Source organism: Trinickia acidisoli, assembly GCF_017315725.1.
Classification (GTDB): domain Bacteria; phylum Pseudomonadota; class Gammaproteobacteria; order Burkholderiales; family Burkholderiaceae; genus Trinickia; species Trinickia acidisoli.
This window is the reverse complement of record NZ_JAFLRG010000001.1, coordinates 2,446,259-2,470,551: the sequence shown is the minus strand read 5'-3', so window position 1 is coordinate 2,470,551 and position 24,293 is coordinate 2,446,259. Positions and strand designations below refer to the sequence as shown.

Here is a 24,293-nt window from a genome sequence, read left to right as displayed (position 1 = left end):
CAGTGAACGACTTGGCTCTCAACTCCCTTTACGTGCAGACAGGAGGCGAACGCGGCCAACTGTCGGCACGCGACATGTTCAAGCTCTTGCGCGACCACATCCTCGAGGTGTTGGGCGTAGCGTTGTTCGTTACGGCGCTTGCGCTTGCCTATGTGTTTCTCGCCACGCCGGTGTACGACGCGGACGTGCTTGTGCGCGTCGATCCGCCGGAGCCCAATGCACTCGGCATTTCGTCGGACGGGCAGCAATACGTGCCGCCGGCGCCGTCTCCGTCGGCGGAGATGGCCGTGATGCAAAGCCGCTCGGTGCTGGAGCCCATCATCGACAAGTACCGGTTCGACGTGACGATTACGCCGAAGACGATGCCGCTGCTCGGCAACCTCTCGCGCAAGTTCGCCACGCCGGGACAGCCGTCGTCGGCTTGGTTCGGCATGAGCTCGTATGCGTGGGGCGGCGAGAAAGTACACATCGGCCAGCTCGACGTGCCGCATTCGCTCGAAGAACGCAAGATGACGCTCACCGTGCTCGACGGCGGCCGCTATGAATTGCGCGGCCCCGACGGTGCGTCGATCCTGACGGGCAAGGAGGGCGAGCTTGCGCACTCGGCAAACGGCGTTTCGATGCTCGTGACTCAGCTCGTTGCGCGGCCCGGGACGCAATTCGAAGTCGAACACTGGGCGATGCTCGATGCGATCAAGCGCTTCAGCAAAGATCTGAAGGTCAGCGACAAGGTCAAGGACACGGGGCTCGTGGAGATCACGTATTCCGATACGCAGCCCGCGAAGGCCGCGGAAGTGGCGAATGCGATCTCCGCGCAGTACATGGCGACCGCGATCGCGGCGAAGCAGCGCAACGACAGCGCTACGCTGTCCTTCATCAATCGAGAACTGCCGCGTTTGCACACCGAGCTCGAAAAGGCCGAGCAAGCACTGTCCTCCTATCAGACGAGCGCTCAATCGATGCAGCCGACCACGGAGGCGCAAGCCTACTTGCAGGGGGGCATCGACTTCGACCGGCGCATCGCCGATTTGCAAATTCAGCGTACGCAGTTGCTCGATCGCTATACGCCCGATAGCCGCTGGGTACGCAACATCGACGAGCAGTTGAGTCAATTGCAGGCGCAAAAAGATCAGTTCAATTCGCGCTTCAATGCGATGCCGGTGTCCGAGCGCAAGAACGTGGATCTGACGCGCGATGCGAAGGTGGCCGAGCAGGTTTATCTCGGCATGATGCAAAAGGCCGAAGAGTTGTCCGTGCGGCGCGCGAGCACGACAGGCGGTGCGCATATCGTCGACGATGCCGAGGTGCCGTTCCGTCCGGTCAAACCCGAGCCGTTGCTGATTCTGCCCGGTGGGGTCGTACTGGGTCTGCTGCTGGGCGTGACGTCGGTCTTCGTGCGCCGTCACGTGATGACGGGTGTCACCGATCCGCTGTTCGTCGAGGCGCGTCTTGGCGTGCCGTTGATGGGCGAGGTGTTCTATAGCCAACAGCAGGTGCGTTTGAACCAGGAAATCGGCGCGTTGCAGCGGCGCTCGCTGGCCTCGCGCGGCGGTGGACCGGGCGTGCCTGCGCGTTTGGGCCAGCAGGCTCGGGTCGACGGGCGGGTTGCCGCAACGGGTGCGGGCGTATCGAAGGTGCTGGCGGACCGCTACCCCGACGATCCCTCGATCGAGGCATTGCGAGGCGTGCGTACGGCGCTCTCGCTCGATCTCGCGCACGCGCCGAACAACATCGTCATGATGGCGGGCCCGACGCCGTCCGCCGGCAAGAGCTTTGTCGCGGCGAACATGGCGGTCTTGCACGCCGAGGTGGGATCGCGAGTACTCCTAATCGATGCCGACATGCGCAACGGTCATCTCGCCTACTACTTCGGCCAGCCGAATCGTGGCGGTTTGTCCGAGGTGCTCAAGGGCGCGATGCAGCCGCACGAGGCGCTACGGCGTACGAGCGTGGAAGGCCTGACGCTGATGTCGTGCGGCAGCCGCATCACGAATCCGGCGGCACTCTTGATGCGCCAGAACTTCCGCAACGTTCTGCAGCGCTTCTCGCAGGAGTTCGACCTCGTCATCGTCGATACGCCGCCGTTCCTCGTCGTGACGGACGCTGCGATCATCGCGGGCGACGCCGGCGCAACGGTGCTCGTGCTGCGCTCGGGCATGCAAAGCGAGGAGGAGATCGCCGAGACCGTCAGGAAGCTGGAGCGGTCCGAGGCGCGCGTCACGGGTGCGGTGTTCAACGCCATTCCGCCCAGCCGCAGCTATCGCTACTACGGCTACTACGGCTCGAGCGACGACACCGAGCCGATGTTCGACGCGACGGCATGACGTGTGCGGCCGCGTGCGTACGCGGCCGCATCGTTTCACCTATTCGGGAGAACTATGCGTCTCGTAGTCAACGGCAAGTTCACCGCGCAGCGTCTGACAGGCGTGCAGCGAGTGGCTTACGAGCTGCTGCGCGCTGTCCGGTCGACCTGCGCAGCGGCGAACGAGATCGAAATGGCTGTACCCAAGAATGCACTCGAAGCGGCATCGCCGCTCGAGCGGCAACGGCGGGTGCCGTGGTTGAAGGGCGATTTGTGGGAGCAGATTGCATTGCCGCTGGCCACGCGCGGCGAGTTGTTGCTCAGCTTGTGCAATAGCGGGCCCATCTTCAAGCGGCGCCATGTCGTGATGGTTCACGATATGGCCGTCTACGACACGCCCCTCACGTTTTCTTGGATGTTTCGCACGTGGTATCGCGTGAAGTTCGCGATGCTGATTCGCCATGCGCCGATCTTGCTGACTGTGTCGGCGTTTTCGAAAGCGCGTATCTGCGCGCTGCTCGGCGTCGATGAATCGCGCGTGCGCGTCGTGCGGCCAGGCACCGATCATTTCGGTCGGATCGAATCGGACCCGTCGATCGTCGATCGTCTCGCGCTCGCGAACGTGAAGTACTGCGTGATCGTCGGCAGCCTCGATCCGCGCAAGAACTTGGCGCGCGTACTAGCGGCTGTCGGGCGTCTCGGCTATCTGCGCGGCGTGAAGTTCGTCGTCGTGGGCGGCGCGAACTCGCGCGTGTTCGCGCAGTCCGGCGAGGCGCCCGATAGCGCGGCTGCGCATGAGTCGAACGCGCAGATCGTGCGTGCCGGCTATGTATCGGACGGCCAGTTGAAGGCGCTTTACGAGCATGCCGCTTGTCTCGCATTTCCTTCGTTGTACGAAGGATTCGGGCTGCCGCCGCTTGAAGCGATGTTTTGCGGATGCCCGGCGATCGTGTCGCAACATCCGGCGCTGGCCGAAGCGTGCGGCGACGCGGCGATGTACTGCGATGCGGAGTCGGTCGAGGATATCGCGGACAAGATCGAGCGCATGTTGACCAACGACGCGCTGCGCGCGAGCTATAAGGAAAAAGGTTTGCTCCATGCTCATGCGCACGGTTGGGATCGATCGGCGTGCGAGTTGATGAAGATATTGAGGGGGGAGACGTATGAAATCGAGCCGGCGATTGCCGTGCGTTCGGTTGCGTGACGATTGCGCGACGAAGGAGCGTGAGGCATGACGGAGCGTTTCGAATTTTCGCGGCGGCGGCGAGCGCTGCTGGCTGCGATGGCCGCCGCGGGCGCTGCAGCGAGCGTGGGTGCGCCGGCCGCGCAGGCTGTGCGATCTGTGCGCCGTGCGAGCGCATCCAGCACCGGCGAGCGCCGTATCGCGCAGTTGATCGGCGCCAACGGCTGGCCGGTAACGTCAGCCGACATCGCCATGTGGAAGGCGATGGGCTTGAGCTGGGGCCGCGATTCCGTCGGGCCCGGCCAGCGCAATTCGCCGAACGATCCGATCGAGGTGGACAAGACCGGGTCCGCGTTCGATCACGATCTGCCGCCGGCCATCTTGCAGAACAATCGGAACGGCATTCAGTCGCTGCTGCTGCTCGGCTATACGCCGAAGTGGAACGCGAGCGTTTCCGGCGACGGCCGTTCGGCACCCAAGGACGACAGCGTTTGGCAACGCTATGTCGAAACGGTCGTGCGCACCTATATCGCGCCGCCTTATAACGTGCGCTATTTCCAAATCTGGAATGAGGCGGCCGGCCGGTTATCGGGCGGCGCTCCGCAAGCGAGCTTCTGGCACGGCAAGAACTTCAATCGGCAGCGAGCGTTGGCCAAGCCCTATGACCGGGCGATGCAGGATTACGTCGAACTCGTGCACGTGCCGGCTGCGCGCATCGTGCGCAAGTACGGCGGATATGTCGTCTATGGCGGCTGGCCCGATCAGGGTGGGCTCGACACCTACATGAAGTGGCTCGAGTATCGGAGCCCCGTCGTCAATGCACGCATGCTCGATTGGGTCGACTATCTCGACACGCATTACCTAGGCGTCGATGCGCTGACGCCGCTCTATGAGCGTTATGTCGCCAACGGCTCTGTGCGCGGCGTGTGGCAGACCGAAATCGGCGATCGCTACATGATCGATCCGCATTACCTGCCGATGTATTTCTTCAAGTTCGCGGTATGGGCGCTCGACCATGCATGGGACGACCCCAACAAATATGTCTCGATGGTGTACCACTGGGACGGTTTCGAATCGTTCCGTCTCACGCATCGCGGCAATCCGCGCACGTACAACGTCTCGGGCACGTCGCTCGTCGTGTTGAACAAGACGGTCGGCGGGGCGCTCTCGCGTTTCGACGGCCGCCTTGGATTCGGTCAGAGCGCATCGGGACTCGCGTTGCGCTCGGGCTCCGATCTCGTCCTCCAAGTGCGGGCGAGTCCCGGGCCGAGAACGGCAACCATCAGCGGCGGGTCCGGGATGCAGCCGGAGCGTCTGGGCGTATCCATGATCGATGCGTTGACGGGCGAGGCCGCCGATGCGAGCGCCGTGTCGGTTCGCTCGAGCGACGGCGTTTTGTCGATCGATTTCAGCGTTCCGGAAGCAGTCAACGGAGGCGAGGGGGCGACGCCCGAGCATCTCGCCTACCTCGTCGTGACTCAGAGAGCGTGAAGGCAGCCGCGCGCAGCCGGGCGATGCGCGCTGGTTAGGACTACTAAGGAGGATCGACGTGAACGAGGTCGAAGTACGACGGCGCCCGCTCGCCGCCACAGGCCGGTCGACGCCGGGCGCGGCGTCGCCTGCGTATGAACGGTCGGCGCCGCCGTTGGCTCATGCGACAGCGCACGATTCCGAGGGCCTTCGCGGCGCGGTCAAGGCAGCTTGGCACGGCGCGAAGCGGCTGTTGCCCGATTATGCGTTCATGCAGATTCAGCATCGTCGCCTGCTTGGCCGGTGGCCGAATATGCGGCATCCGGAGGCATTCAACGAGGCGATCTTGCTGCGATGTCTGCATCCGGAGATGCGATGGGTCGACTTGACCGACAAGCTCGCCGTGCGCGAGTACGTGCGAGAAAAAATCGGCGATGAACATTTGATTCCGCTGATCGCGGCGCCTGAGACATTCACGCGCGAAGTCTTCGACGCGTTGCCGTCATCGTTCGTCATGAAGGCCAATCATGGCTGTGCATTCGTCGAGGTCGTGCGCGACAAATCGGCGACGTCGTTCGACACGCTGAGCAAGCTCGCCGACAAATGGTTGTCGATCGATTTCTATCGTTCGTCGCGCGAGCGGCACTACCGTTACATCAAGCCGCGGATTTACTTCGAGCAGTTGCTGGTCGATGGCTCCGGCATGATCCCGTCCGACCTGAAGCTTCATATATTCGGGGGTCGCCCTGGAGGGCCGTGTATCCACACGATGGTGATCGCGGATCGCTTCGGCGATGTGCGCGGCGATCTTTACGACGAGCATTGGCACCGGATCGACGTCTCGTTCGGCGATTATCGGCCCAGCGACGCACCGATACCGCGGCCGGCGAACTGGGGCGAGCTCGAGCGGCTCGGCTTGCGGCTGGCCGAAGGGTTCGACTATGTGCGTGTCGATCTTTATTCGCTGGAAAGCGAAGTTTATTTCGGCGAACTGACCTTCACGCCGGGCGCCGGCCTGCTGCGCTTCATGCCCGAGAGCCATGATTACAGGTGGGGACGCATGCTGAAGGAATCGGCCGAGGGGTTCGAGCGCATGCGGCGCACCGGCTGCTTTTGAGGTTGCATTTCGGCATCGGGGAAATGCGACAACTGTTCGTGCTTTCGCGACCGCAGGAAAAATGATGCGAAATTGACTCGCTAATCTCGCCGAGGCATGTCGTGAAATTTTGCCGAATCAAAGGGCGCACGCGCTGAGATTTTGGTGCGTGAGCCGGAAATATGCGTGGATGCAGCGTTACCAAGCAACTGATTAATTAATCGATGTAATGGAGGTGAGCGATGCCGCTGTTGGTCTACTTTGTTGCAGCCGTGCTTGGAATTGGCGCTTTGACCGCTTCGCTGTCCGGTGGGTCGGTGGCCCCCGCGCATTTCATGTGTGTTGCACACTGATAGGCGCTGGGGCGGCGCGCCACGTGTCGTTCAAGCCGGTTTCGTAGCCGGCGTGAGCGCGCACGTGGCGCGTTTTTATTTTTTCGAGCGACGACGCGAGACATAGGCGATCGATGTAATGCGACCTTGTCAAAGTAGGACCATCTGCTAGTATCCGCAGCAAAGGCACGCATCGATACAAGGGACGTGCCGGCGAAGGAGACCTGCGATGACTACCGGCATTGGCGGCGAGATCGTCGAGATTTTGCTCGTCGAAGACAGTCCCACCGACGTCATGATGACGCGTGAGGCGTTCGCGTATCACAAGGTACTCAACCCATTGCGTGTCGCCGAGGACGGCGTCGAGGCGCTCGCTTATTTGCACCGTGAGGGCGCGTATGCCGATTGCCGGCTTCCGGGCCTTATCATTCTCGATCTCAATCTGCCGCGCAAGAACGGCCGTGAAGTGCTGACCGAGATCAAAAGAGATCCCGTGCTCCAGTGCATTCCTGTCGTGATTCTGACGACATCGACCGCCGAAGAGGACGTTCTCGGCACCTACGCGCATTACGCCAATTGCTACGTGACGAAGCCTGTCGACTTCGAAAAATTCGTGCAGGTCGTGTGCTCGATACGCGAATTTTGGTGTGGCGTCGTCACGCTGCCGCCGAGTGCGGGGTAGACCGCCGATAGGCTGTGCAAACGAAGCGGTGCACACGAAAGCGGTGGCACACGAATTGCTGCTCGCTTGGATGCACCGCATGTTTATGCTCAACCTATTCGGTCAAGACCTCGGGATTTTCAGCCCCGTTCGTATCGCACCTTTTTCTGTCGATTATTCTGCAATGCAACACAAGAGGGCTGCCGAATTATCCGCTTGGCGAGGATAGGGAGCGTGGCGACGCGGAGACTGCCGACGAATGATGATCCTTCAGTGAGTGGTTGCCAAGAGGAGTAGGGTTCAGATGAAGTCTGTCACGATCGCGATCTGTAACTATAACTACGAGCGGTTTCTTGTCGACGCCATCGATTCGGCGCTGGAACAAGACTATGCCGCGACGAAAGTGCTCGTCGTCGACGATGGTTCGACCGACGGGTCGCGCGCGATCATTGCAAGCTATGGCTCCCGTATTCGAGCGGTGTTGAAGCCGAACGGCGGGCAGGTGTCCGCATACAACCGCGCGCTCGATGAGATCGACACCGAGTACGCGATCTTGCTCGATGCCGACGACTTGTTGTACCCGAACGCCGTGACCGAGGTCATGCGGCGTTTCGATTCCGGCGATTACGCGAAGGTGCAGTTTCGGCTCGACGTCATTTCCCAGGACGGCACCGGCACCGGTGTGACGGTGCCGCATTCGGATGCGCCGTCCGATTGCGGAACGTTGCTGCGCGAGGGCTGGCTCTATCCGTCGCCGCCCGCATCGGGCAACGCTTACAAGGCAAGCGCGCTGCGCCGGTTCTTCCCGATTCCCGAAACGTCGGAAAGCCGCTACGGCGCCGATTTTTTTGCGATTTACGGCGTTGCGCTCGTCGGTCGAGTTGCCTCGATTGGTCGGTCGCTCGGCGCGTATCGTGTCCATAATTCCGCGCCCCAGGACGTATCGTTCGCCAATTCGGAAAAGAACAATAAAGCACCCAAGGCTTATGCGGCGCGTTGGAGCGCGCTGCGCTACGTGGTGCGTGACCGCCTCGACGTGGAATTGCCACCGTCGTTTCATGACTTCTCGCACGAGAAGGCCATTTTTTGCAGCGAGGTCTACGGTGCGCCGCTGATCGACCGCTGGCGCTGGTTCGCATTCGAGTCCCGCGATTACTTGCACTCGATCGTAGCCAATCCGTTCTGGGGCGTGGCAAAAAAGGTCGGTACGATCGGCTTGTCGTGCCTGTGTCTCGTTCCCTACGCGCCGCTGTCGAACTATGTGGTGCGCTTCATTTCCAATCCACTAGCGCGTCGGAGCACCGCGGCACACTGAAGAGAGTGCGCAAGCGAAGCTCGGCGTTCTCGTCGCTTCAAGGGCGGCGGCCTATGAAATATTGCTATGGACAAGAAAGAGAACACGCGCGTACTCGTTTTCGTGTACGTCGGCTACATCATGAGGTACTTGTACCTCCTGGTGGTCATCCCGTTCTATGGGCGTGTGCTCGGCGTGACCGAGTACGGCCGCGTGCTCGCGGCCATGTCGTTGATGAACGTCATATGGATGCTCGTAAGCTTCGGCTTCACGTTCGTCGGCATGCGCGACGCGTCGAGAGTGCATGAGAAGCACGAACACAACCATATCTTTTCGTTGCATCTGAGCGCGCGCATGTCGATGGGCTGCGGCGTCGGCCTTATCGGGCTGATTGCGACGTTTTGCTCGCCCGTGCTGTCGCAGCATCCGCTCATCGGTATCTTCGCGACGTTGCTCGGGGTGCTCAACGGATGCAACGTGAGCTGGCTGTTTCAAGGACGGCAGCACTTTCGCACGCCCATCATCATCGAGGTGATCGGCTTCGTGATGAGCCTCGTGCTCGTGCTCTTGCTCGTTCATGGGCCGTCCGATTCGACGATGGTGCTTGCGAGCCTGCTAGCGGCCGGCGTTTGCTCGACGGCGATCGCGTACCGCCTGACGGTGAAGGACATCGGTTGGCCGCGCCTGCAATTGCGCGGTGTGCCGGGTCTCATGCGCGATTCGACGATGTTGTTTCTCTATTCGACCGGTTCGGTCGTGCTGACGTCCGCGTCGACGTATTTGCTGACGCTGCTCTCGACGCCCACGCAAGTGGGGTATTACGGTGCCGCCGAGCGTTTCGCATCGATCGGCTTGAGTCTCATGGGGCCCGCATCGCAGGTGTTCATTCCGACGATCTCGCGGCAGATCTCGCAAAACGATCACCATGGCGCGCGCGTGACGACGCGGCGCGGTGCCGCACTGCTGCTCGGCTACGGGTTTCTCGCATTGGGCGGTGCGCTCGTGCTCTCGCCGTACGTGCTGCCGCTGATCTTGGGCAAGGCGTTTGCCCCGAGTGCGCACGTCTTGCAGCGTTTTGCCTGGATGTTCCCGTTCTCGGCGTTCAACCAGTTCGTCGGCTTTTACGTCTTGCTGCCGCGCAAGAAGGATCGCCTGATGGCCATCGCGGGATTGATGTCCGCCGCGGCCAATCTCACGTCGGCGCTTTTACTCGCGCCGCATTACGGTGCCCTGGGGATGGCGCTTGCGCGTGTTATCGGCGAAGGGACGCTATCGACGACGCTGCTCGTCTTCGCTTGGCGTACCGGCTTGCTGGGCGCGATCTTCGGCCGCGCCGTGCCAGGTGAGGAAGCCAAGCGTCAACCGCCGGCAAGCGCGACGCGCGACGCGGTCGCGTCTGCACGTTGACGCATTCAGCCGCGACGTTAAGTTGCCACATCGGTATCAACGATGGGTGCCCATCCGAGCCGCCATGACAATTGCCGCGTTGCGTGCAGCAGCCGCTGTGCCGGCATCGCCGAATCGGCGTTGTCGAAGCTGCCCGTCGATCCGATGAGCGCGACGACGAGGCGCACGGTGTTCGTATGGTCGAACACAGGCGCGGCAAGGGCATCGATGCTTGGAATAGGTAAGCTCAGCGCGCGATCGAGGCCTTCGCGGCGAATGCGTGCGAGCTGCGATTCGTCAGGACTACTGAGCAATTTTCCCGACGCGTTTCCCTTTCCTTGGCGCTTGGCGGACGAATCGGACGGTACCCCCGCAAGACGCAGCGGTTCGAGCGCGAGCATGTCGGCGAGCGCGTCGCTGCCTAGGTAGGCGGCGAACACGCGTCCGATCGCAGTATGCAGAAGCGAGAGGACCGTGCCCACGCGCAAGCTGATATGGATCGGGTGCGTCGATTCCTCGAGCCGGATGACGGTAGGCCCAAGCGGGCCGAGCACGGCTGCCGCGACGGTCAGCCCCGTATCCGCGGCGAGGCGGGCGATTTCGCGCTCCGCGTCGCGTTCGGGTGCTTGCCGTTGCAGTGCCGTCAATCCGAGTTGCAAGCCGAGCGGTCCGGTATCGAAGGCACCTGCTTCGTCGCGCGAGAGCAGGCCCGCGCCGACGAGGCTGACCAAATGAGGAAACGCCTTCGCGGCCGGCATGCCCGCTGCCGTGGCGAGATCGCGCAGGATCAGCGGGCGCCCCGCGCGCACGAGCGCGACGAGTAGCTCCCCGGTCGTATCGAGCGTGCGGATGCCGCGCTGCCCCGTGTCTTCGACGCCCGGCTCGACGTCCCATACACGCGCGCGTTCGCGACGATCGTCCGGCAACTGCGCGCGCAGCGCGCGTTCGATGCGCTGGGCCGATGCGCGCAATGCCTCGGCGACGCCTCCGTTCCATTCGACATCCGTCGTACTCGACGGCCCGATCGCCGTCAGTGTCAATTGCAATGTGCCCGATGCATCGAGGACGGGCACGCTCATGCTGCTGACCGCCGGGGTTGGTGCATCGATGCCGCGCTCGATGCCGCGCGCGCGAATCGCTTCGAGTTCGCGCTCGAACGCCTCGCCTTCTTTGCGCTTTCCCTCGGCGCGCGGCTGCATCGCGCGTCGTTGCGCTTTGTCCAAGAACGCGGAGAACACGCGGCCCGTTGCGGTGGCCGTCAACGACATGACCGAGCCCACGTGAAGGTTGACGTGAAGCGATGCACCCGCGTGCTCGTAACGAACGATCGTCGGACCGTGCGGCCCGGACGTGCAGACGGCGATGCAACATCCCGAGCGTTCGGCGAGCGACGCGACTTCGGCCGCCGCGGCGCGGTAAGCGGGGCGATGCTCGAGGTGATGCAAGGCGAGGCGTAGCGATAACGGTCCGGGCTCGTAGTCGCCGAGCACGGCATCGCGCTTGACGAGGCCGAGCCGCGCCAGGCTCACGAGGTAGGTATGCACCTGAGCCGGCGCAATGCCGGCTACCGCCGCAAGCTCCGCCAAGCCGACGCAGCCGCGGCGCGCCAGTACGTCGAGCAACCTGCCGGTCACTTCGACGCTTTGCACGCCGCGTGACGCTTTGCTCTCGGTGGGGGGAAGGGAACGCGTGGCCAAGCCGACCTCTCGGGAATCGAAACCGGTGATCTTATCCGACGAAACGCATGATGCCGGGCGGATTCGCGATTTCTGCGATTTTTATGATTTGCGTATAGCAAATGTATTTGCTGTTGACAAAGCGATAACGCGAAGCCTACTATGGTCTTCACTCGGCGCACAACCGAGGCAAATAAGTAAGCAGTCCTGACAAAACATGGAGGCGAGACGCAGTTCCGGCCGCGCGGCATGTCGCCGTGCGCGCATCGTGCCGCGCTCGCGCATTCGTCGCTCGACGTTCTCAACCAGCGAGACAAGCAACATGGCAAAGGCATTCGCATCGCAGGCCGATCTCGAACAGAAGAAGATCACGTTCACGCAGCTCTCGGAAAACGCCTATGCCTATACGGCGGAAGGCGATCCGAATTCGGGTGTCGTGATTGGCGACGACAGCGTGCTGATCGTCGATACGACGGCCACGCCGGCAATGGCGCGCGACTTGATCGCGAAGATTCGCTCGATCACGGACAAACCGATCAAGCACGTGGTGCTGTCGCACTATCACGCCGTGCGCGTGCTCGGCGCATCGGCCTACTTCGACGAAGGCGCGCAAAACGTCATTGCGAGCCGCGGTACCTACGAGATGATCGTCGAGCGCGGCGAAGCCGACATGAAGTCGGAAATCGAGCGCTTTCCGCGTCTTTTCGCGGGCGTGGAGACGGTGCCGGGCCTGACGTGGCCGACGCTCGTGTTCGAGCGCGAGATCACGCTCTATCTCGGCAAGCTCGAGGTCAAGATCATGCATCTTGGCGCGGGCCATACGAAAGGCGACACGATTGTTTGGCTGCCGTCGCAGAAGGTGCTGTTTTCCGGCGACCTCGTCGAATACGACGCCGCCTGCTATTGCGGCGATGCACAGCTTGCGGCATGGCCATCGACGCTCGATGCGCTCGATGCGATGAACGCCGAAAAGCTCGTGCCGGGCCGCGGCCCCGCGCTACTCGATCCGGCGCAAGTGAAGGCCGGTATCGGCTATACGCGCGATTTCGTCACGACGCTGCTCGCGCAGGGCCGCGAAGCGGTGGCGCGCGGGCTCGACCTCAAAGGTGCCATGGCGCTCACGCGCGAAGCGATGGATCCGAAGTTCGGACAGGTCTTCATCTACGAGCACTGCCTGCCGTTCGACGTCACGCGGGCCTACGACGAAGCGAGCGGCATCGTTCATCCGCGCATTTGGACGGCGGAGCGCGATCAAGCGATGTGGGCCGCGCTGCAAAGCTGAGCGGGCGATGGGGGAGACTCACATGACAATCGACTACCAGCGCATGCGCTTCGACTATCGGCCTGCCGTGGAGCAGGCGAGCGGCACGCCTAGACGGACCCATCCCGTGGTCGTCGTCGGTGCGGGGCCCGTAGGACTGGCGACGGCGATCGATTTGGCGCAGCGCTCGATCGACGTCGTGCTCGTCGATGATGACGACTGTCTCTCGACGGGCTCGCGTGCGATCTGCTTTTCCAAGCGCTCGCTCGACATCTTCGATCGGCTCGGCTGCGGCGAAGCGATGGTCGAAAAGGGCGTGCGCTGGCACGTCGGCAAGGTGTTTCTGCAAAGCGAGCTCGTCTACTCGTTCGACTTGCTGCCCGAGAGCGGGCATCGCCGGCCGGCGTTCATCAATCTTCAGCAGTACTACGTCGAAGGTTTTTTGATCGAGCGCGCGCAGCAACTGCCGAATCTTGAGATTCGCTGGAAAAGCAAAGTGGTTGGCATCGAGCGGGTACCGCATGTGCGTAAAGCAGAGGCGGACGGAGAGGCAGATGCGGGCGTGACGCTGACGATCGACGCGCCCGGCGGCGAATACGCGCTGCATGCACGCTATGTCGTGGCGGCCGACGGGTCGCGCAGCCCGATGCGTCGTCTGCTCGGGCTCGAAAGCCACGGCCGCACGTTCAAGGATCGCTTCTTGATCGCGGACATCAAGATGGAAGCGGATTTTCCGTCGGAACGATGGTTCTGGTTCGATCCGCCGTTTCACCCGAATCAGTCGGTGCTGCTGCATCGGCAACCCGACAATGTATGGCGTATCGATTTCCAGCTCGGATGGGATGCCGACCCCGTGCTCGAGAAATCGCCCGAGCGTGTCGTTCCGCGCGTGCGCGCGCTGCTGGGGCCAGACGTGAAGTTCGAGATCGAGTGGGTCAGCGTCTATACGTTCTCGTGCCTGCGCATGGACAGCTTTCGCCACGGCAACGTGCTTTTTGCCGGCGATGCGGCGCATGGCGTCTCGCCGTTCGGGGCGCGCGGCGCGAACAGCGGCATTCAGGATGCGGAAAACCTCGCATGGAAGTTCGAGATGGTCCTGACGGGCCGCGCGCCCGACAGTTTGCTCGACACCTACGCGCAGGAGCGGGAATACGCGGCCGACGAGAACATCCTGAACTCCACGCGCTCGACCGATTTCATCACGCCGAAAAGCCCCGTGAGCCACGTGTTTCGCGATGCCGTGCTGAGCCTTGCGCGCCATTACGATTTTGCGCGGCGTCTCGTCAATAGCGGGCGGCTTTCGCTGCCGGCCGTGCTGCGCGAGTCGACGCTCAATACGTCCGATCGAGATCGGTTCGACGGCGGCCTCGTACCCGGCACGGCTTGCGTCGATGCACCGGTGCTGTGCAACGGTTCGCCGAATTGGCTGCTTGCGCATCTCAGTGGACGATTCACGGTATTGCTGTTCGGCGCCACAGGCGAAATACGCGCGGACGAGCAAGCCGCGATCGATCGCGTCCGTTCGCTGGGTGTGCCCGTCGATGTCGTTGTGGTCGTACCTGGTCGCGCGTCGCAGCACAGCGCGGATGCGGCGGTGGACGCGCAAGCCCAGGGTCGGGTTCTCGCCGACGTCGAAGGCCTTGCGGCGCAGCGCTACGACGCGGCACCGGGAACGGCGTACCTGATTCGCCCCGATCAGCATGTTTGTGCGCGCTGGCGCCAACTGCAGCCGGAGGATTTGGTGCTAGGGCTCGCGCGGGCGTTGGACGTGAGCGGCACGGCGTAGCTGGCGGCAATGCATATGAACGAATGAGTCTCGGTTCATTTGTTTAGGAATCCTAATTAATTTAAAAAAGGCGAATCCTGCATGACACTCAATCTACAGCCCAATCTCACGCGGGCCGACGACTTCTATGAAGCGCTGATCGACATGCATCGCGATCTGAGCGATGCGCAAAGCCTAAGCGCGAACGCGCAGTTCATTTTATTGCTTGCTAATCACATCGGCGATCAGGCAGTGCTTGCCGAGGCGATGCGCATCGCGCGCGATGGCGTGTTCGGCATTTCCCCGTACGAGGCGCTGCCCGCAGCCGCCTGAGACAGGTTCATCACGTTGTTCCGCCAATCGGCGCGTGAGACGTCGAGGCAAATTTTTCATTTTCTGGATCTGGAGCGAGACACATGACTCATTCAATCGATGCTGCCGTCGATGCGGCAGACAGCGCTTTGCCCGCCGACGATGCGCTTTACCGCAAGATTTCCCTGCGCGTCGTGCCGTTTCTATTCCTTTGTTACGTCATATCGTTTCTCGATCGGATCAATATCGGTTTCGCGCAGCTTCAGATGAAGCACGATCTGGGTTTCAACGACGCGATGTACGGGCTCGGAGCGGCTGTGTTCTACGTCGGCTACGTGCTCTGCGAGGTACCGAGCAACATGCTGCTTGCCCGCTTCGGCGCAAGACGCACGTTCGCACGCATCATGTTGCTGTGGGGCATCGCTTCGGTGGGCACGATGCTCGTGAAGACGCCGGGCCATTTCTATCTGCTCCGATTCGCGCTCGGCGTATTCGAGGCAGGCTTCTTTCCCGGCATCGTCTTGTACCTGACGTATTGGTTTCCCGCGCCGCGGCGGGCGGCGATCCTGTCGATCTTTTTCGCCGGCGTTGCCGTGGCCGGCGTGTTGGGCGGCCTGTTTTCCGGCTGGCTCATGCGCGACTTGGCCGGCACGCTCGGGCTGGCCGGGTGGCAATGGATGTTCGCGATCGAAGGGATGCCGGCAATCGTGCTGGGCTTGTTCGCACTGATGCGGCTCGTCGACAGCCCCGCACAGGCCACTTGGCTCAGCGCACGGGAAAAAGCGCGCGTGGCGCAGGCGTTGGCTGACGACGACGGCGGCACGCCGCGGCATGCGCATTCGGCGGGCGCACTGCGTCAGGCGCTTCGTACACCGCGCGTTTATCTACTGGCATTCATCTACTTTTCCTTGACGTGCGCGTCGTTGACGTTGAACTTTTGGATGCCGTTGATGATTCGCGATTTCGGCATCACCGACGTTGTGTCGATCAGCCTCTATACGACAATTCCGAATGCGTTGGGCGTGATCGGTCTCGTTGCTATCGCGCGTCATTCCGACCGGACGGGTGAACGCCGCGGGCACTTCGCCTTCTGTACGATCGCGGGCGCGGTGGCGTTGCTCTTGTTGACCGTACATTTGCCGAGTTTTGCCGCGATGCTGGCCATGCTCTCGTGTGCGACGATCTTGATCTTCGCGGCGCTGCCGATCTTTTGGACGATGCCCTCGCGCTGCCTGTCGAAAGCCGCGGCGGCGCCCGGCATTGCGCTCGTCAGCAGCATCGGCATCACGAGCGGCATCGTGAGCCCGTGGGTGATCGGCCAGATCAAGGTGCACACGGGCAGCATGAACGATGCGCTCTATGTGTTGGCGATCTTGCTCGTGGCAAGCGGTTGCGCAGTACTCCTAACGATGCGCGAGCACGATTGATCGAAGGTGCGGCGATAGCTATCGTCGGAGTCTATCGCCGTATCGTTCGGTATCCTAATGATTCACCAAACGACGGAAGAGCTTCGGAAGCAGCACCGCTGTGATCAGGCTAAAGACGCAGAACCAGGCCATGCCGTAGAGGTATATCCAGAGCATGGCGTCGGTGCGCCCCAGGGCATTGATGACGGTGTTGCAACGGCTGACGATCTCGGCGACGCCGATGACGGAGGCGGTGGACGACGCCATGACGATGACGACGAAGAAATTGACCAGATGCGAGATGAACAGCAGCGCGCCGCGCCGCGATCCGGCGCGCCACTCGCGCAGCGGAACAAGCACGTTGTCGGAGACGAAGCCGGTGACGGCAAGCGCGAGGGCGAGCGCCGCTTTCACCCAGGACGGCAAGGGCATCGCGAGATTGACGAACGGTAACGACACCGAGTTCGGCAACATGAATATCAAGTAATACTGGAAGACGAACGTTGGAATGTTGCGCGTCAAGCTCGTGATGCATTCGCTTGCTTTCGATACGGTTCGACGAGAAGACAACCGCAGCCGGGCAAGCGCATATCCGCACGGTAGGCCGATCGCGAGCGCGACGACGGAGATGACGATATTCCAGACGAAGCCGCCGGCCAAATACGGCGTCCATGTATAGAGCACCTTGCTTGCTGCCTCAATCTCGTGCATCGACCCATCTCCGCTCGACCGCTCGAAGCAGACGCAATACGGCCCACACCAAGGACGCGAATAGAATCATCAACGTATTCATCATCGTCGCGACGTTGCCATGGTCTGCAATGATGGACGTCGACACCGACAACAGTTCAGGCACCGCGACGGCGCTTGCCATCATCGTTGCTTTCGTCACGTTCACGAGCAGCGATCGGATCGACGGCGACGTGTGACGCAGCAGCAAGCCCAGTGTCGATGGGCGAACGGCGAATTCGGTATTGCGCATGCGTTCGTGCCGCGCGGCGTCTTCGAGCGTGCGCATGATGCCGGCGCCGGTATAGATGCTCAGCGATGCGACGACGATCCAGAACGCGTTCGGACGCAGGTGCCAGCGTGCAGCCAGCACGCTGCCGACACCGAACGTCAAGACGTAGATTTGAAGCAAGGGCGGTGTCGTGCGCGCGAGCAGCGCGACCGTGCGCAGTGCGGGTCCCACCATGGGAGGCGGCGTTGCCGCGAGCAATGCCAGCACGATGCCGCAAGCGAGGCTGCCCAATACGCAGCAAACGGTGAGCGCCAACGAGAGGGCGATGGCCTGAAGGAATTGGCACCGCTCGTAGTCGTCGTAAACATAGGTCAAATCGATGCCCGTGCGCTCGGCAAAGCGAAGACCCCAGCGACGCAAGCCGGTGACGTCGGTCGACGTGACGAAGGCGGGATTGCGGCATGCAACGGGCCACTGCCCATCGGCGTGGCGCGAACAGAGATAGCGCCCGTCTGCATCTCGCGCTGTCCAGAGCCGATGCATATCGGCGAGAAACGGCGAGGGCGGCAGCCCCCATTTGCGTTCGAGTGCAATCAGGAAGCCTGTTCGATGCCAGTCGGCGACGGCATCGCCGATGAAGCGTTCCAGGGCGCTGCCTCGCTCGCTGCGTGCGACGGCGATGGCCCACGGCGTCGATAACTGCGGCGGTAGCGTGATCCGGTAGTCGCGCCATTCGCTCGTTTGCAAGTCGCCTTCGATGGCGGTGTTGTCGAACAGCCAGCCGATACAGCGGCTGTCACGCACCGCGAGCTTGGCATCGCGACCGTTCGCGTAGATCTGCAGGTGCAGCAAGTAGCGCGTCGCCATCTCGCGGTTGAAATAGCTGCCTTGTGTCGCGCATACGGTTGCGCCGCGTACGTCGGCCCACGCACCGATCTTTGCATCGGCTCTCGTCATCAACGTGACGCCCGACGCATAGTAGTCGGGTTCGATCAGTGTGGCGATTTTTCGGCGCTCGGCGGTGTCGCCGAGCGTGGCGATCGTGACGTCGATGCGCCCCTCGTCGAGCGCTTGCAAACGATTAGTACTACTGACGGATAGGGTGCGCAGCGTGACGCCGAGACGACGCGCCAGGTCGGCGGCCAGATCGTCTTCGAAACCTTCATGGCTCGCGTCGCTCGCCAGCATGCCGAACGGCGGATAGTCGGTTTTGACGCCGACGATGAGTACGCCGCGCGCTTTGATCGCGTCGAGACGGTCGTCGGCATGGGCCATGCCGACGATGAGCGGCAGCACGCACGAGACGAGCGTAGTGCAACGTCGCCATCGCGGCGTGCAGCGGCGCTCGAGGGTGCGAACGTCGATTGTCATACGGGTACCGCGAGGACGCGGATGCCGTAGCCGAGCGCGGGCGGTAAAAGATGCGAGGCCATCCGATCGAGCCCGGACAGCGTGCGCGATTGTGCGATCCACCATTCCGGCAACAGACTCTCGGCTTCGCACGCTTCGAGGGCGAAGCCCGCTGCTCGGAGTTCGGCGCGCAATCCTTTGGGCGAATAGAGATGGTAGAAGAACGTCAACGATTGGCCGTCTACGTGACGCGTGAAATAGATGTTGCCCTGCTCGCTCAGGGGCGGCAGCGCGACGCCCAGGCGGCGAGCGATCGACCATTTCATCAACTCGCGAGGACGCCTGCGCAGGGCGGACGGCACCGATAACACGAGGCGTCCGTTCGGGTTGATCAAGGCGCGCAGCCGCGACAGTGCGCCGATGCGGGTGGCACGATCGCCCAAATGCGAGAGCACGCCGAACAGCATCAGAATCATGTCGTATCGCGGTGTTCGACCGAGTCGAGACCAATTGCCGTGGACGAGCCGCACGCGTGCGGCGTCGGGCGTGTGATCCAAGTGATGCTCGAAATCCGCCAGCGATGCCGCGGAAATATCGTAGCCCGTGATGTCGGCTCGGCTATGAGCGAGTAGGGCGAGCGCATAGCGGCCGTTGCCGCAGCCGAAGTCGAGGATGTGTTTGGCTTCGCTCGCCCCGTTGCGCAGCAGATAATCGAGCGTCGACGGGTTGGGCTGCGGATAGCGGGCGCGATAGCCGTCACTTTGAAAATATCGGTCGTAGGTATGAGCCATTTCATCGGCGATAGGATTGCGTTTCACGTCTTCGATCCCCGTGGTGGAAAGATTCGATCGTTCGCGGCTGGGTGTCGCGTGCGGCTAATGTCCAAGCTCATGTCCGATGGCTCGACGTAGTTCGGCGAGCATGCGCGCGGCGCCTCGCTCGTCGGGTGTGAGAACGGCTGCCAGCTTGCGGGCGAGTGCGAGCAGCGCATGCGGCGGCGGTACGCCTTTGCGTCGGCGGCGTCGTATCCACCAAAGCGCGAGATGCGCGAGCGCGAGACAAAGCAGAAGACGCACGCGCTCGACCTCATAGACCACGTTGAGCGCGCCGGTTGCGACCCAAAGTGCGAGCAGCGGCCCCAGGTAGGCATCGACGACACTGGCGATCGCGACTGGCAGGTGCGCAAAAATCCAGGGCGTGCCATTGCGATAGAAGTCGTCGACGAGGTGCTCCGGTTGCGCGGCGTCGTCCGAATCGCGAGGAAAGGCGTCGGCATCGTTGACGTAAGTGCGGCGGCGATGCACGTCGCGCAAGGCTTCGAGTACCGCATAGACTGTTGCCGGGGGCAGATCGCGCCGCGCGACGACGGAAATCGTGGCGGCTAGTAGCTTCACGTCGTGCGCAGGCACGTCGCGCGAGACGTCGTAGACGCCTTCCGGCAACTTCACTTCGCTCAGATACGCCAGCTTGGCGGCGATCGCGTCTTGCTGCGCGATTTGAACCATGACGAGATCGTCGTCCTTGGCGAGGTTGGCCACGAGATCGCTGTCCGCACCGAGAATGAATAGGCCCGCGTCGAATTCGCCTCGCTCAAGGCCCGCAATACCGTCCTTGAGCGGCAGGAACGTAATGCCGGTATTGGCCGTATCGATTCCGCTCAGAGCGAACACGCGCAGCAGCGTTTCGCTCGTCAGACTGTTTCGAGGCGGCAGTACGAGCGATAAGCCGCGTAGGTCCGAAAACGAGCGAACGGCGTGGGCCGTTGCTGCGTGACGGTTTTCGAAGATGAAGATCGGTTGCAGTTGAATATCGCCGAGCGACATCAGCTTGGCGCTGCCTGCCGAGCCGCGGCTATCGGCGACGAAGCCCAGGTCTAGGTGCGCGCGATCGTCGGCCACGTGCGCTTCGATTTCGTTGGTGTTTTCGAACGGCACGACGTCGACGCGGTAGCCCTTGCGTTCGATCAACGCCTTGTATTGCAGTGCGGTTGCGTAAAAGCTGCCGTCGACCGGGCCTGCCGCAATACGAATGTGTCGAGACGGTTGCACATGAAATGCCGCATAGAGAAGGACACCGAGCGCGGAAGCGGTGATCCATGCGCGCGCGTGTTTTACTTTGGGCAGTATTCGACGCATATCGGTGTTTCGAACGAACCTGCGCTTTCGGCGCCGATCCCGTTTTGGTTTCATCGTTGAATGGCGGATGCGGCGATGCGGTCAGTTCGGTAGGTGATCGAATTGGCTGCTCGCTCGCGATTGGGATCGATTCTGCGAGGTGGCGGGGGGTGTTGCTATGGGGGGGAAGTTGGGGGGAGGATGGCCTGGGGGGATTTGAAGGTGACGCATGGAGGGGAGAAGTAGGATCAACATTATTCAATGTCGACTCGGGCTCGACCCGCGGCAAGCGGGCTATGCACGATGAGGCGCGTAAATGCATTCCATTACACACAAGTGTGCTGCTCAAGCTCGCGTGCGTAACGGAATGCCTTATGGCGGCACGACTACGAGTTGGCTGTCGGTGCTGCCGAGCGTGTACTAGGAATTTTAGCGGCGCCGTCGTTGCGCGGGTATCGGGCTTTGTGGAATTGTCTTGCGGGCGCAGCAAGTTACCAGGGGGCACGGCAGGGCATAGCGTCGCTCGAATCGAAGGCCAGACACTACTTCCGGGAGGCATACAAATGCGCACCCGATATCAGCTGGTTGATCGAGTTCGCTCGGCGAGAAGCAAAGGATGTGTGGTGAGTGATGCCGCCGAGCTTGCCCTGCGCCGGCAAGTCGAACGAATCGGCGCGGAACTGACGCGTCTCGGGACGACGCACGATTTTGAGCAGGGCGACCTTGCATGGCAAGCCGAGGCTGCGGGGCTGATTAAGGAGCGAGGGGTAGATTTCGAGTCGCTCTGGGAATATCCAAGCGCCAACGCGGCCGTTGATTGCCTTACCCACGTATAGTCCGCTCGATAGCCGAACCTCCCTCGTCTACGCAGATCTGGTCGACGAGGCGAGGGCTCGCAGCACGCTGCCTCGACGTCGCTACAAGATCCGCAAATTCCGAATTTTTCCAATCTGGGGCGAGCGGCTCAGGATCAATTCGGTGATGTACTCGGGAAGCAGCGCACGCGGAACACTCACTGGTACGTCTTCGACAACTTGCGACGAAACCTTCACGACAAAGTCATCGGGGGCGATTTTCAGGCTGTGCTCGTAGGCGACGTGGTAATTCATTTCTTAGGAAATCCGACGACATGGTCAATGCTGGGCGCCATCGCGCGCCGTGGCTGTATGGCCATTATAGGCGGGCAGTCCTGGGCGGCTTCGCCTGGGACTCGTTGCGAGTGACGAGCATTTCGGGATGAGATGTAGTCCTGTATCATACGGCTCGCACTTGAGAGGGTGCATCACCTACCGATTCTTTCAAAAAAATAGATGAGCCGTTTCGAACCCAGTCTGCTCGATAAATTATTCGGCGACGGCCCGAATCAGGCGGCGCCGGCCGTCGTGCGGCAGTTATCGCTGGATGAACTCAAAGGCACGGTCGCGCGCCACATCGAGTCGCTCCTGAACGCCCGAATCACCTTTACCGACGATCGCCTCGTTGGGTTCGACGAATGCCAGCGGTCGGTGCTGACTTACGGGCTGAATGATTTCGCGGGGCTCAGCCTTGCAAGCCATGACGACCGTACGACCATCTGCACTTCGATTCAACGCGCGATCGAGCGCCACGAACGCAGGCTCAAGCAGGTCGACGTGAAGCTCGAGGTGAACGCGCAGTCGACGAACGTGCTGTGCTTCGCCATCAAGGCGATGCTCGTTGTGCATCCGGCTGCGGAGCCGGTCAACTTCGACGCCATGCTGCAACCGTCCACATTGCAATATTCGGTCACCCGCGCGCGCCCCAAAAGGTCCTAACAAAAGGCTCTAACAAAAGGCCACGAACACGAGAGCGGCGCTCGGGCCGAGTAACAAATGAATCCTGAGACCTAGATGGAAGAATTGCTGCCGTACTACGAGCGCGAGCTATCGCACTTGCGACATTATTCCGGGGACTTCGCGCAGCGCTATCCCAAGATTGCGGGGCAGCTTTTGCCGGCGGATGAGCGCAGCGACAATCCGTACGTCGAGCAATTGGTCCAGGCGATAGCGATGCTCGATGCACGCATTGGCAAGAAGCTCAAGGATGACTATCCGCAGTGTGTCGAAGCGCTCTTGGATGTGATGCAGCCGCACTATCTGCGACCATTCCCGGCATGCTCGATCGCGCAATTTTCCGTCACGACTGCCACAGACGGTAAGCCTAACACCCACAAGTTGGCACGGGGCACTGAATTGCTCAGCCGGTCGATCAACGGTGTCCAATGTCGATTCAAGACCGCCTACGACGTGACCCTTGCACCGCTTGCGCTTAGCGAGGCGCGCTATGTGCCGGCCGCTGCCGCCCCCGTGGTTTTGCCCGTGAACGCGGCTGGCATCGTGTCGATGACATTCGAATCGACAGCGTCAGACTTGGATTTGAGAGCGCTGGCCCTGCGTACCGTTCGCACGCATTTGAATGGCGAATCCTCGTTCATTGCCGCGCTCGCCGATGGCTTGTTCATCCATGCGCTGGCAAGCTATGTGGAAGCTGATGGAGATGGCCGCTGGAAGCCGCTGCGGACAGTACCCGTCGTGCATGCCGGTTTCGATGAGAACGATGCGCTGCTCGACTATCCGTGGAAGTCGCACCCGGCATTCCGCCCCCTGGCGGAATATTTCGGCTTCCCGGAGAAACACGATTTCGCCGACATCGATCTTGGCGCGATGCTCGATACGGCAGGGGCGCGCCGGCGCGTAACCCTCCACGTGGTACTCAAGGAGGGCCACGGTAATCCGCACGCGGCAAGCCTGCTGGACTCGTTGTCGGCCACGCATTTTCGGCTGTTCTCGACGCCTGTCATCAACGTCTTTCGCCGGCCCGGCGAACCGATCCGCGTCACCCACCGCGAGGTCGCGTATCCGGTCGTGGCGGATGCAAGTCACGCGGCTTCTTACGACGTCTATTCGATCGATTCAGTGCACCTCGTGCGCCAAACGCCATCGCTTAGCCGCGTCATCGAGTTCCGACCGATTTTCTCGCAGCGCTATGGCGACGATCCAAGGTCCTTGCGCTACTGGTTCGTTCGTCGCGACCGGGCGGTGGCGTTGGCAAGTCCCGGCTACGAAACGGAGATTTCGGTGATCGACACCGATTTCGATCCGATGGCCTCGCAGACCGATACGTTAAGTCTCGAGCTGACATGCACGAATCGGGATCTGCCGTCGAGACTCGCCATCGGCCTTGAGGGCGGCGATTTGTTCTTACGGGACAGCGACCACGACGGCGGCCTGTCGATCGGTGCCGCGATGCTGCGTCGGCCCACGCAGACGCTGCGCTTCGAGGCTAACGATGCGTTGCGTTTGCGGCTCGCGACGCACCTTGCACTCGATCATCTCTCGCTTGCAGATATGAATGTCGAAGCGCTCAAGGCGGCGCTGGTGTTGTACGACCTACGGCGCTCCGCGGTGTCGTCCCGGCATATCGAAGGCATCGTAGGCGTCGAGGTGCGCGATGCTGCAATCGAGTTGCCGGGCAACCCGTTCATGACGGTAGTGCAAGGAATTGAATTGCGCATGACCATCGACGAGAAGCATTTCGTCGGTGCCAGCATTGCAACGTTCGCGGGCGCGATTAATACGTTTCTCGGTTACTACGTTCAACTCAATAGCTTTGTTCAGTTGGTCGTCGTCTCGATGCATACGGACGAACAGATCGTGCGATGCAAGCAGCGCAGCAGCGACTTGATTCTCTGGTAATGGAAGAAGGA

General features: G+C 61.7%; 20 protein-coding genes. 13 read left to right on the top strand and 7 right to left on the bottom strand.

From position 1 onward, the window contains the following. Positions 1 to 2 precede the first annotated feature (2 nt). From J3485_RS11300 to J3485_RS11270, 7 genes are all read left to right on the top strand, one after another. Positions 3 to 2,324, top strand: a complete 2,322-nt coding sequence (locus J3485_RS11300) for a polysaccharide biosynthesis tyrosine autokinase (protein ID WP_309477008.1) — start codon at positions 3 to 5, stop codon at positions 2,322 to 2,324. A 54-nt stretch (positions 2,325 to 2,378) separates the two neighbouring features. Continuing rightward, positions 2,379 to 3,506, top strand: coding sequence for a glycosyltransferase family 4 protein (locus J3485_RS11295; RefSeq protein WP_206952547.1), 1,128 nt, complete (start codon positions 2,379 to 2,381; stop codon positions 3,504 to 3,506). Between the two features lie 27 nt (positions 3,507 to 3,533). Beyond that, entirely contained in the window at positions 3,534 to 4,976 is a 1,443-nt protein-coding gene (locus J3485_RS11290) for a hypothetical protein (protein ID WP_242538549.1), read from the top strand. A 58-nt stretch (positions 4,977 to 5,034) separates the two neighbouring features. Then, positions 5,035 to 6,072, top strand: coding sequence for an ATP-grasp fold amidoligase family protein (locus J3485_RS11285; protein WP_309477007.1), 1,038 nt, complete (start codon positions 5,035 to 5,037; stop codon positions 6,070 to 6,072). Positions 6,073 to 6,612: 540 nt separating this feature from the next. Continuing rightward, the gene (locus J3485_RS11280; protein WP_206952546.1) at positions 6,613 to 7,065 is read left to right on the top strand and encodes a response regulator; all 453 of its coding nucleotides are present in this window, start codon (positions 6,613 to 6,615) and stop codon (positions 7,063 to 7,065) included. Positions 7,066 to 7,348: 283 nt separating this feature from the next. Then, on the top strand, positions 7,349 to 8,359 hold the full coding sequence (locus J3485_RS11275; RefSeq protein WP_206952545.1) for a glycosyltransferase family 2 protein: 1,011 nt from the start codon (positions 7,349 to 7,351) through the stop codon (positions 8,357 to 8,359). 66 nt (positions 8,360 to 8,425) lie between these two features. Further along, on the top strand, positions 8,426 to 9,745 hold the full coding sequence (locus J3485_RS11270; RefSeq protein ID WP_206952544.1) for a lipopolysaccharide biosynthesis protein: 1,320 nt from the start codon (positions 8,426 to 8,428) through the stop codon (positions 9,743 to 9,745). A 17-nt stretch (positions 9,746 to 9,762) separates the two neighbouring features. On the opposite strand, the gene J3485_RS11265 is transcribed toward J3485_RS11270, so the two are convergent. Beyond that, on the bottom strand, positions 9,763 to 11,421 hold the full coding sequence (locus tag J3485_RS11265; protein ID WP_206952543.1) for an IclR family transcriptional regulator: 1,659 nt from the start codon (positions 11,419 to 11,421) through the stop codon (positions 9,763 to 9,765). Between the two features lie 301 nt (positions 11,422 to 11,722). On the opposite strand from J3485_RS11265, the gene J3485_RS11260 reads away from it, so the two are divergent. The 4 genes from J3485_RS11260 (at position 11,723) to J3485_RS11245 (ending at position 16,165) form a co-directional block, all read left to right on the top strand. Next, positions 11,723 to 12,682, top strand: coding sequence for an MBL fold metallo-hydrolase (locus J3485_RS11260; protein ID WP_206952542.1), 960 nt, complete (start codon positions 11,723 to 11,725; stop codon positions 12,680 to 12,682). 22 nt (positions 12,683 to 12,704) lie between these two features. After that, positions 12,705 to 14,447: an FAD-dependent oxidoreductase gene (locus J3485_RS11255; RefSeq protein ID WP_206952541.1), complete on the top strand. Its 1,743-nt coding sequence runs from the start codon at positions 12,705 to 12,707 to the stop codon at positions 14,445 to 14,447. Positions 14,448 to 14,528: 81 nt separating this feature from the next. Next, positions 14,529 to 14,759: a DUF2783 domain-containing protein gene (locus tag J3485_RS11250; RefSeq protein WP_206952540.1), complete on the top strand. Its 231-nt coding sequence runs from the start codon at positions 14,529 to 14,531 to the stop codon at positions 14,757 to 14,759. A gap of 83 nt (positions 14,760 to 14,842) precedes the next feature. Then, positions 14,843 to 16,165 carry an MFS transporter gene (locus J3485_RS11245; protein ID WP_206952539.1) on the top strand — a complete coding sequence of 441 codons (1,323 nt, stop codon included), beginning with the start codon at positions 14,843 to 14,845 and terminating at the stop codon, positions 16,163 to 16,165. A 54-nt stretch (positions 16,166 to 16,219) separates the two neighbouring features. Here J3485_RS11245 and J3485_RS11240 read toward each other — a convergent pair whose 3' ends face one another. The 6 genes from J3485_RS11240 to J3485_RS11215 all read right to left on the bottom strand — a co-directional run bounded on the left by J3485_RS11240 (position 16,220) and on the right by J3485_RS11215 (position 21,678). Continuing rightward, the gene (locus J3485_RS11240) at positions 16,220 to 16,855 is read right to left on the bottom strand and encodes an ABC transporter permease subunit (RefSeq protein ID WP_206952538.1); all 636 of its coding nucleotides are present in this window, start codon (positions 16,853 to 16,855) and stop codon (positions 16,220 to 16,222) included. Next, positions 16,842 to 18,476, bottom strand: a complete 1,635-nt coding sequence (locus tag J3485_RS11235) for a transporter substrate-binding domain-containing protein (protein WP_206952537.1) — start codon at positions 18,474 to 18,476, stop codon at positions 16,842 to 16,844. Before J3485_RS11235 ends, J3485_RS11240 begins: the two co-directional genes overlap by 14 nt. Continuing rightward, positions 18,473 to 19,273 carry a class I SAM-dependent methyltransferase gene (locus tag J3485_RS11230; protein ID WP_206952536.1) on the bottom strand — a complete coding sequence of 267 codons (801 nt, stop codon included), beginning with the start codon at positions 19,271 to 19,273 and terminating at the stop codon, positions 18,473 to 18,475. Before J3485_RS11230 ends, J3485_RS11235 begins: the two co-directional genes overlap by 4 nt. 57 nt (positions 19,274 to 19,330) lie before the next feature. After that, entirely contained in the window at positions 19,331 to 20,590 is a 1,260-nt protein-coding gene (locus J3485_RS11225; RefSeq protein ID WP_206952535.1) for a TAXI family TRAP transporter solute-binding subunit, read from the bottom strand. A 521-nt stretch (positions 20,591 to 21,111) separates the two neighbouring features. Further along, a complete protein-coding gene (locus tag J3485_RS11220; RefSeq protein ID WP_206952534.1) occupies positions 21,112 to 21,399 on the bottom strand; it encodes a hypothetical protein in 288 nt (95 codons plus the stop codon). Positions 21,400 to 21,486: 87 nt separating this feature from the next. After that, complete coding sequence (locus J3485_RS11215) at positions 21,487 to 21,678, bottom strand: hypothetical protein (RefSeq protein ID WP_206952533.1); 192 nt, start codon at positions 21,676 to 21,678, stop codon at positions 21,487 to 21,489. A 201-nt stretch (positions 21,679 to 21,879) separates the two neighbouring features. Here J3485_RS11215 and tssE point away from each other — a divergent pair, with 201 nt between their 5' ends. Next, positions 21,880 to 22,362, top strand: a complete 483-nt coding sequence (gene tssE / locus J3485_RS11210; protein ID WP_206952532.1) for a type VI secretion system baseplate subunit TssE — start codon at positions 21,880 to 21,882, stop codon at positions 22,360 to 22,362. A gap of 75 nt (positions 22,363 to 22,437) precedes the next feature. Next, the gene (gene tssF / locus J3485_RS11205; protein WP_206952531.1) at positions 22,438 to 24,282 is read left to right on the top strand and encodes a type VI secretion system baseplate subunit TssF; all 1,845 of its coding nucleotides are present in this window, start codon (positions 22,438 to 22,440) and stop codon (positions 24,280 to 24,282) included. Positions 24,283 to 24,293 lie beyond the last annotated feature (11 nt).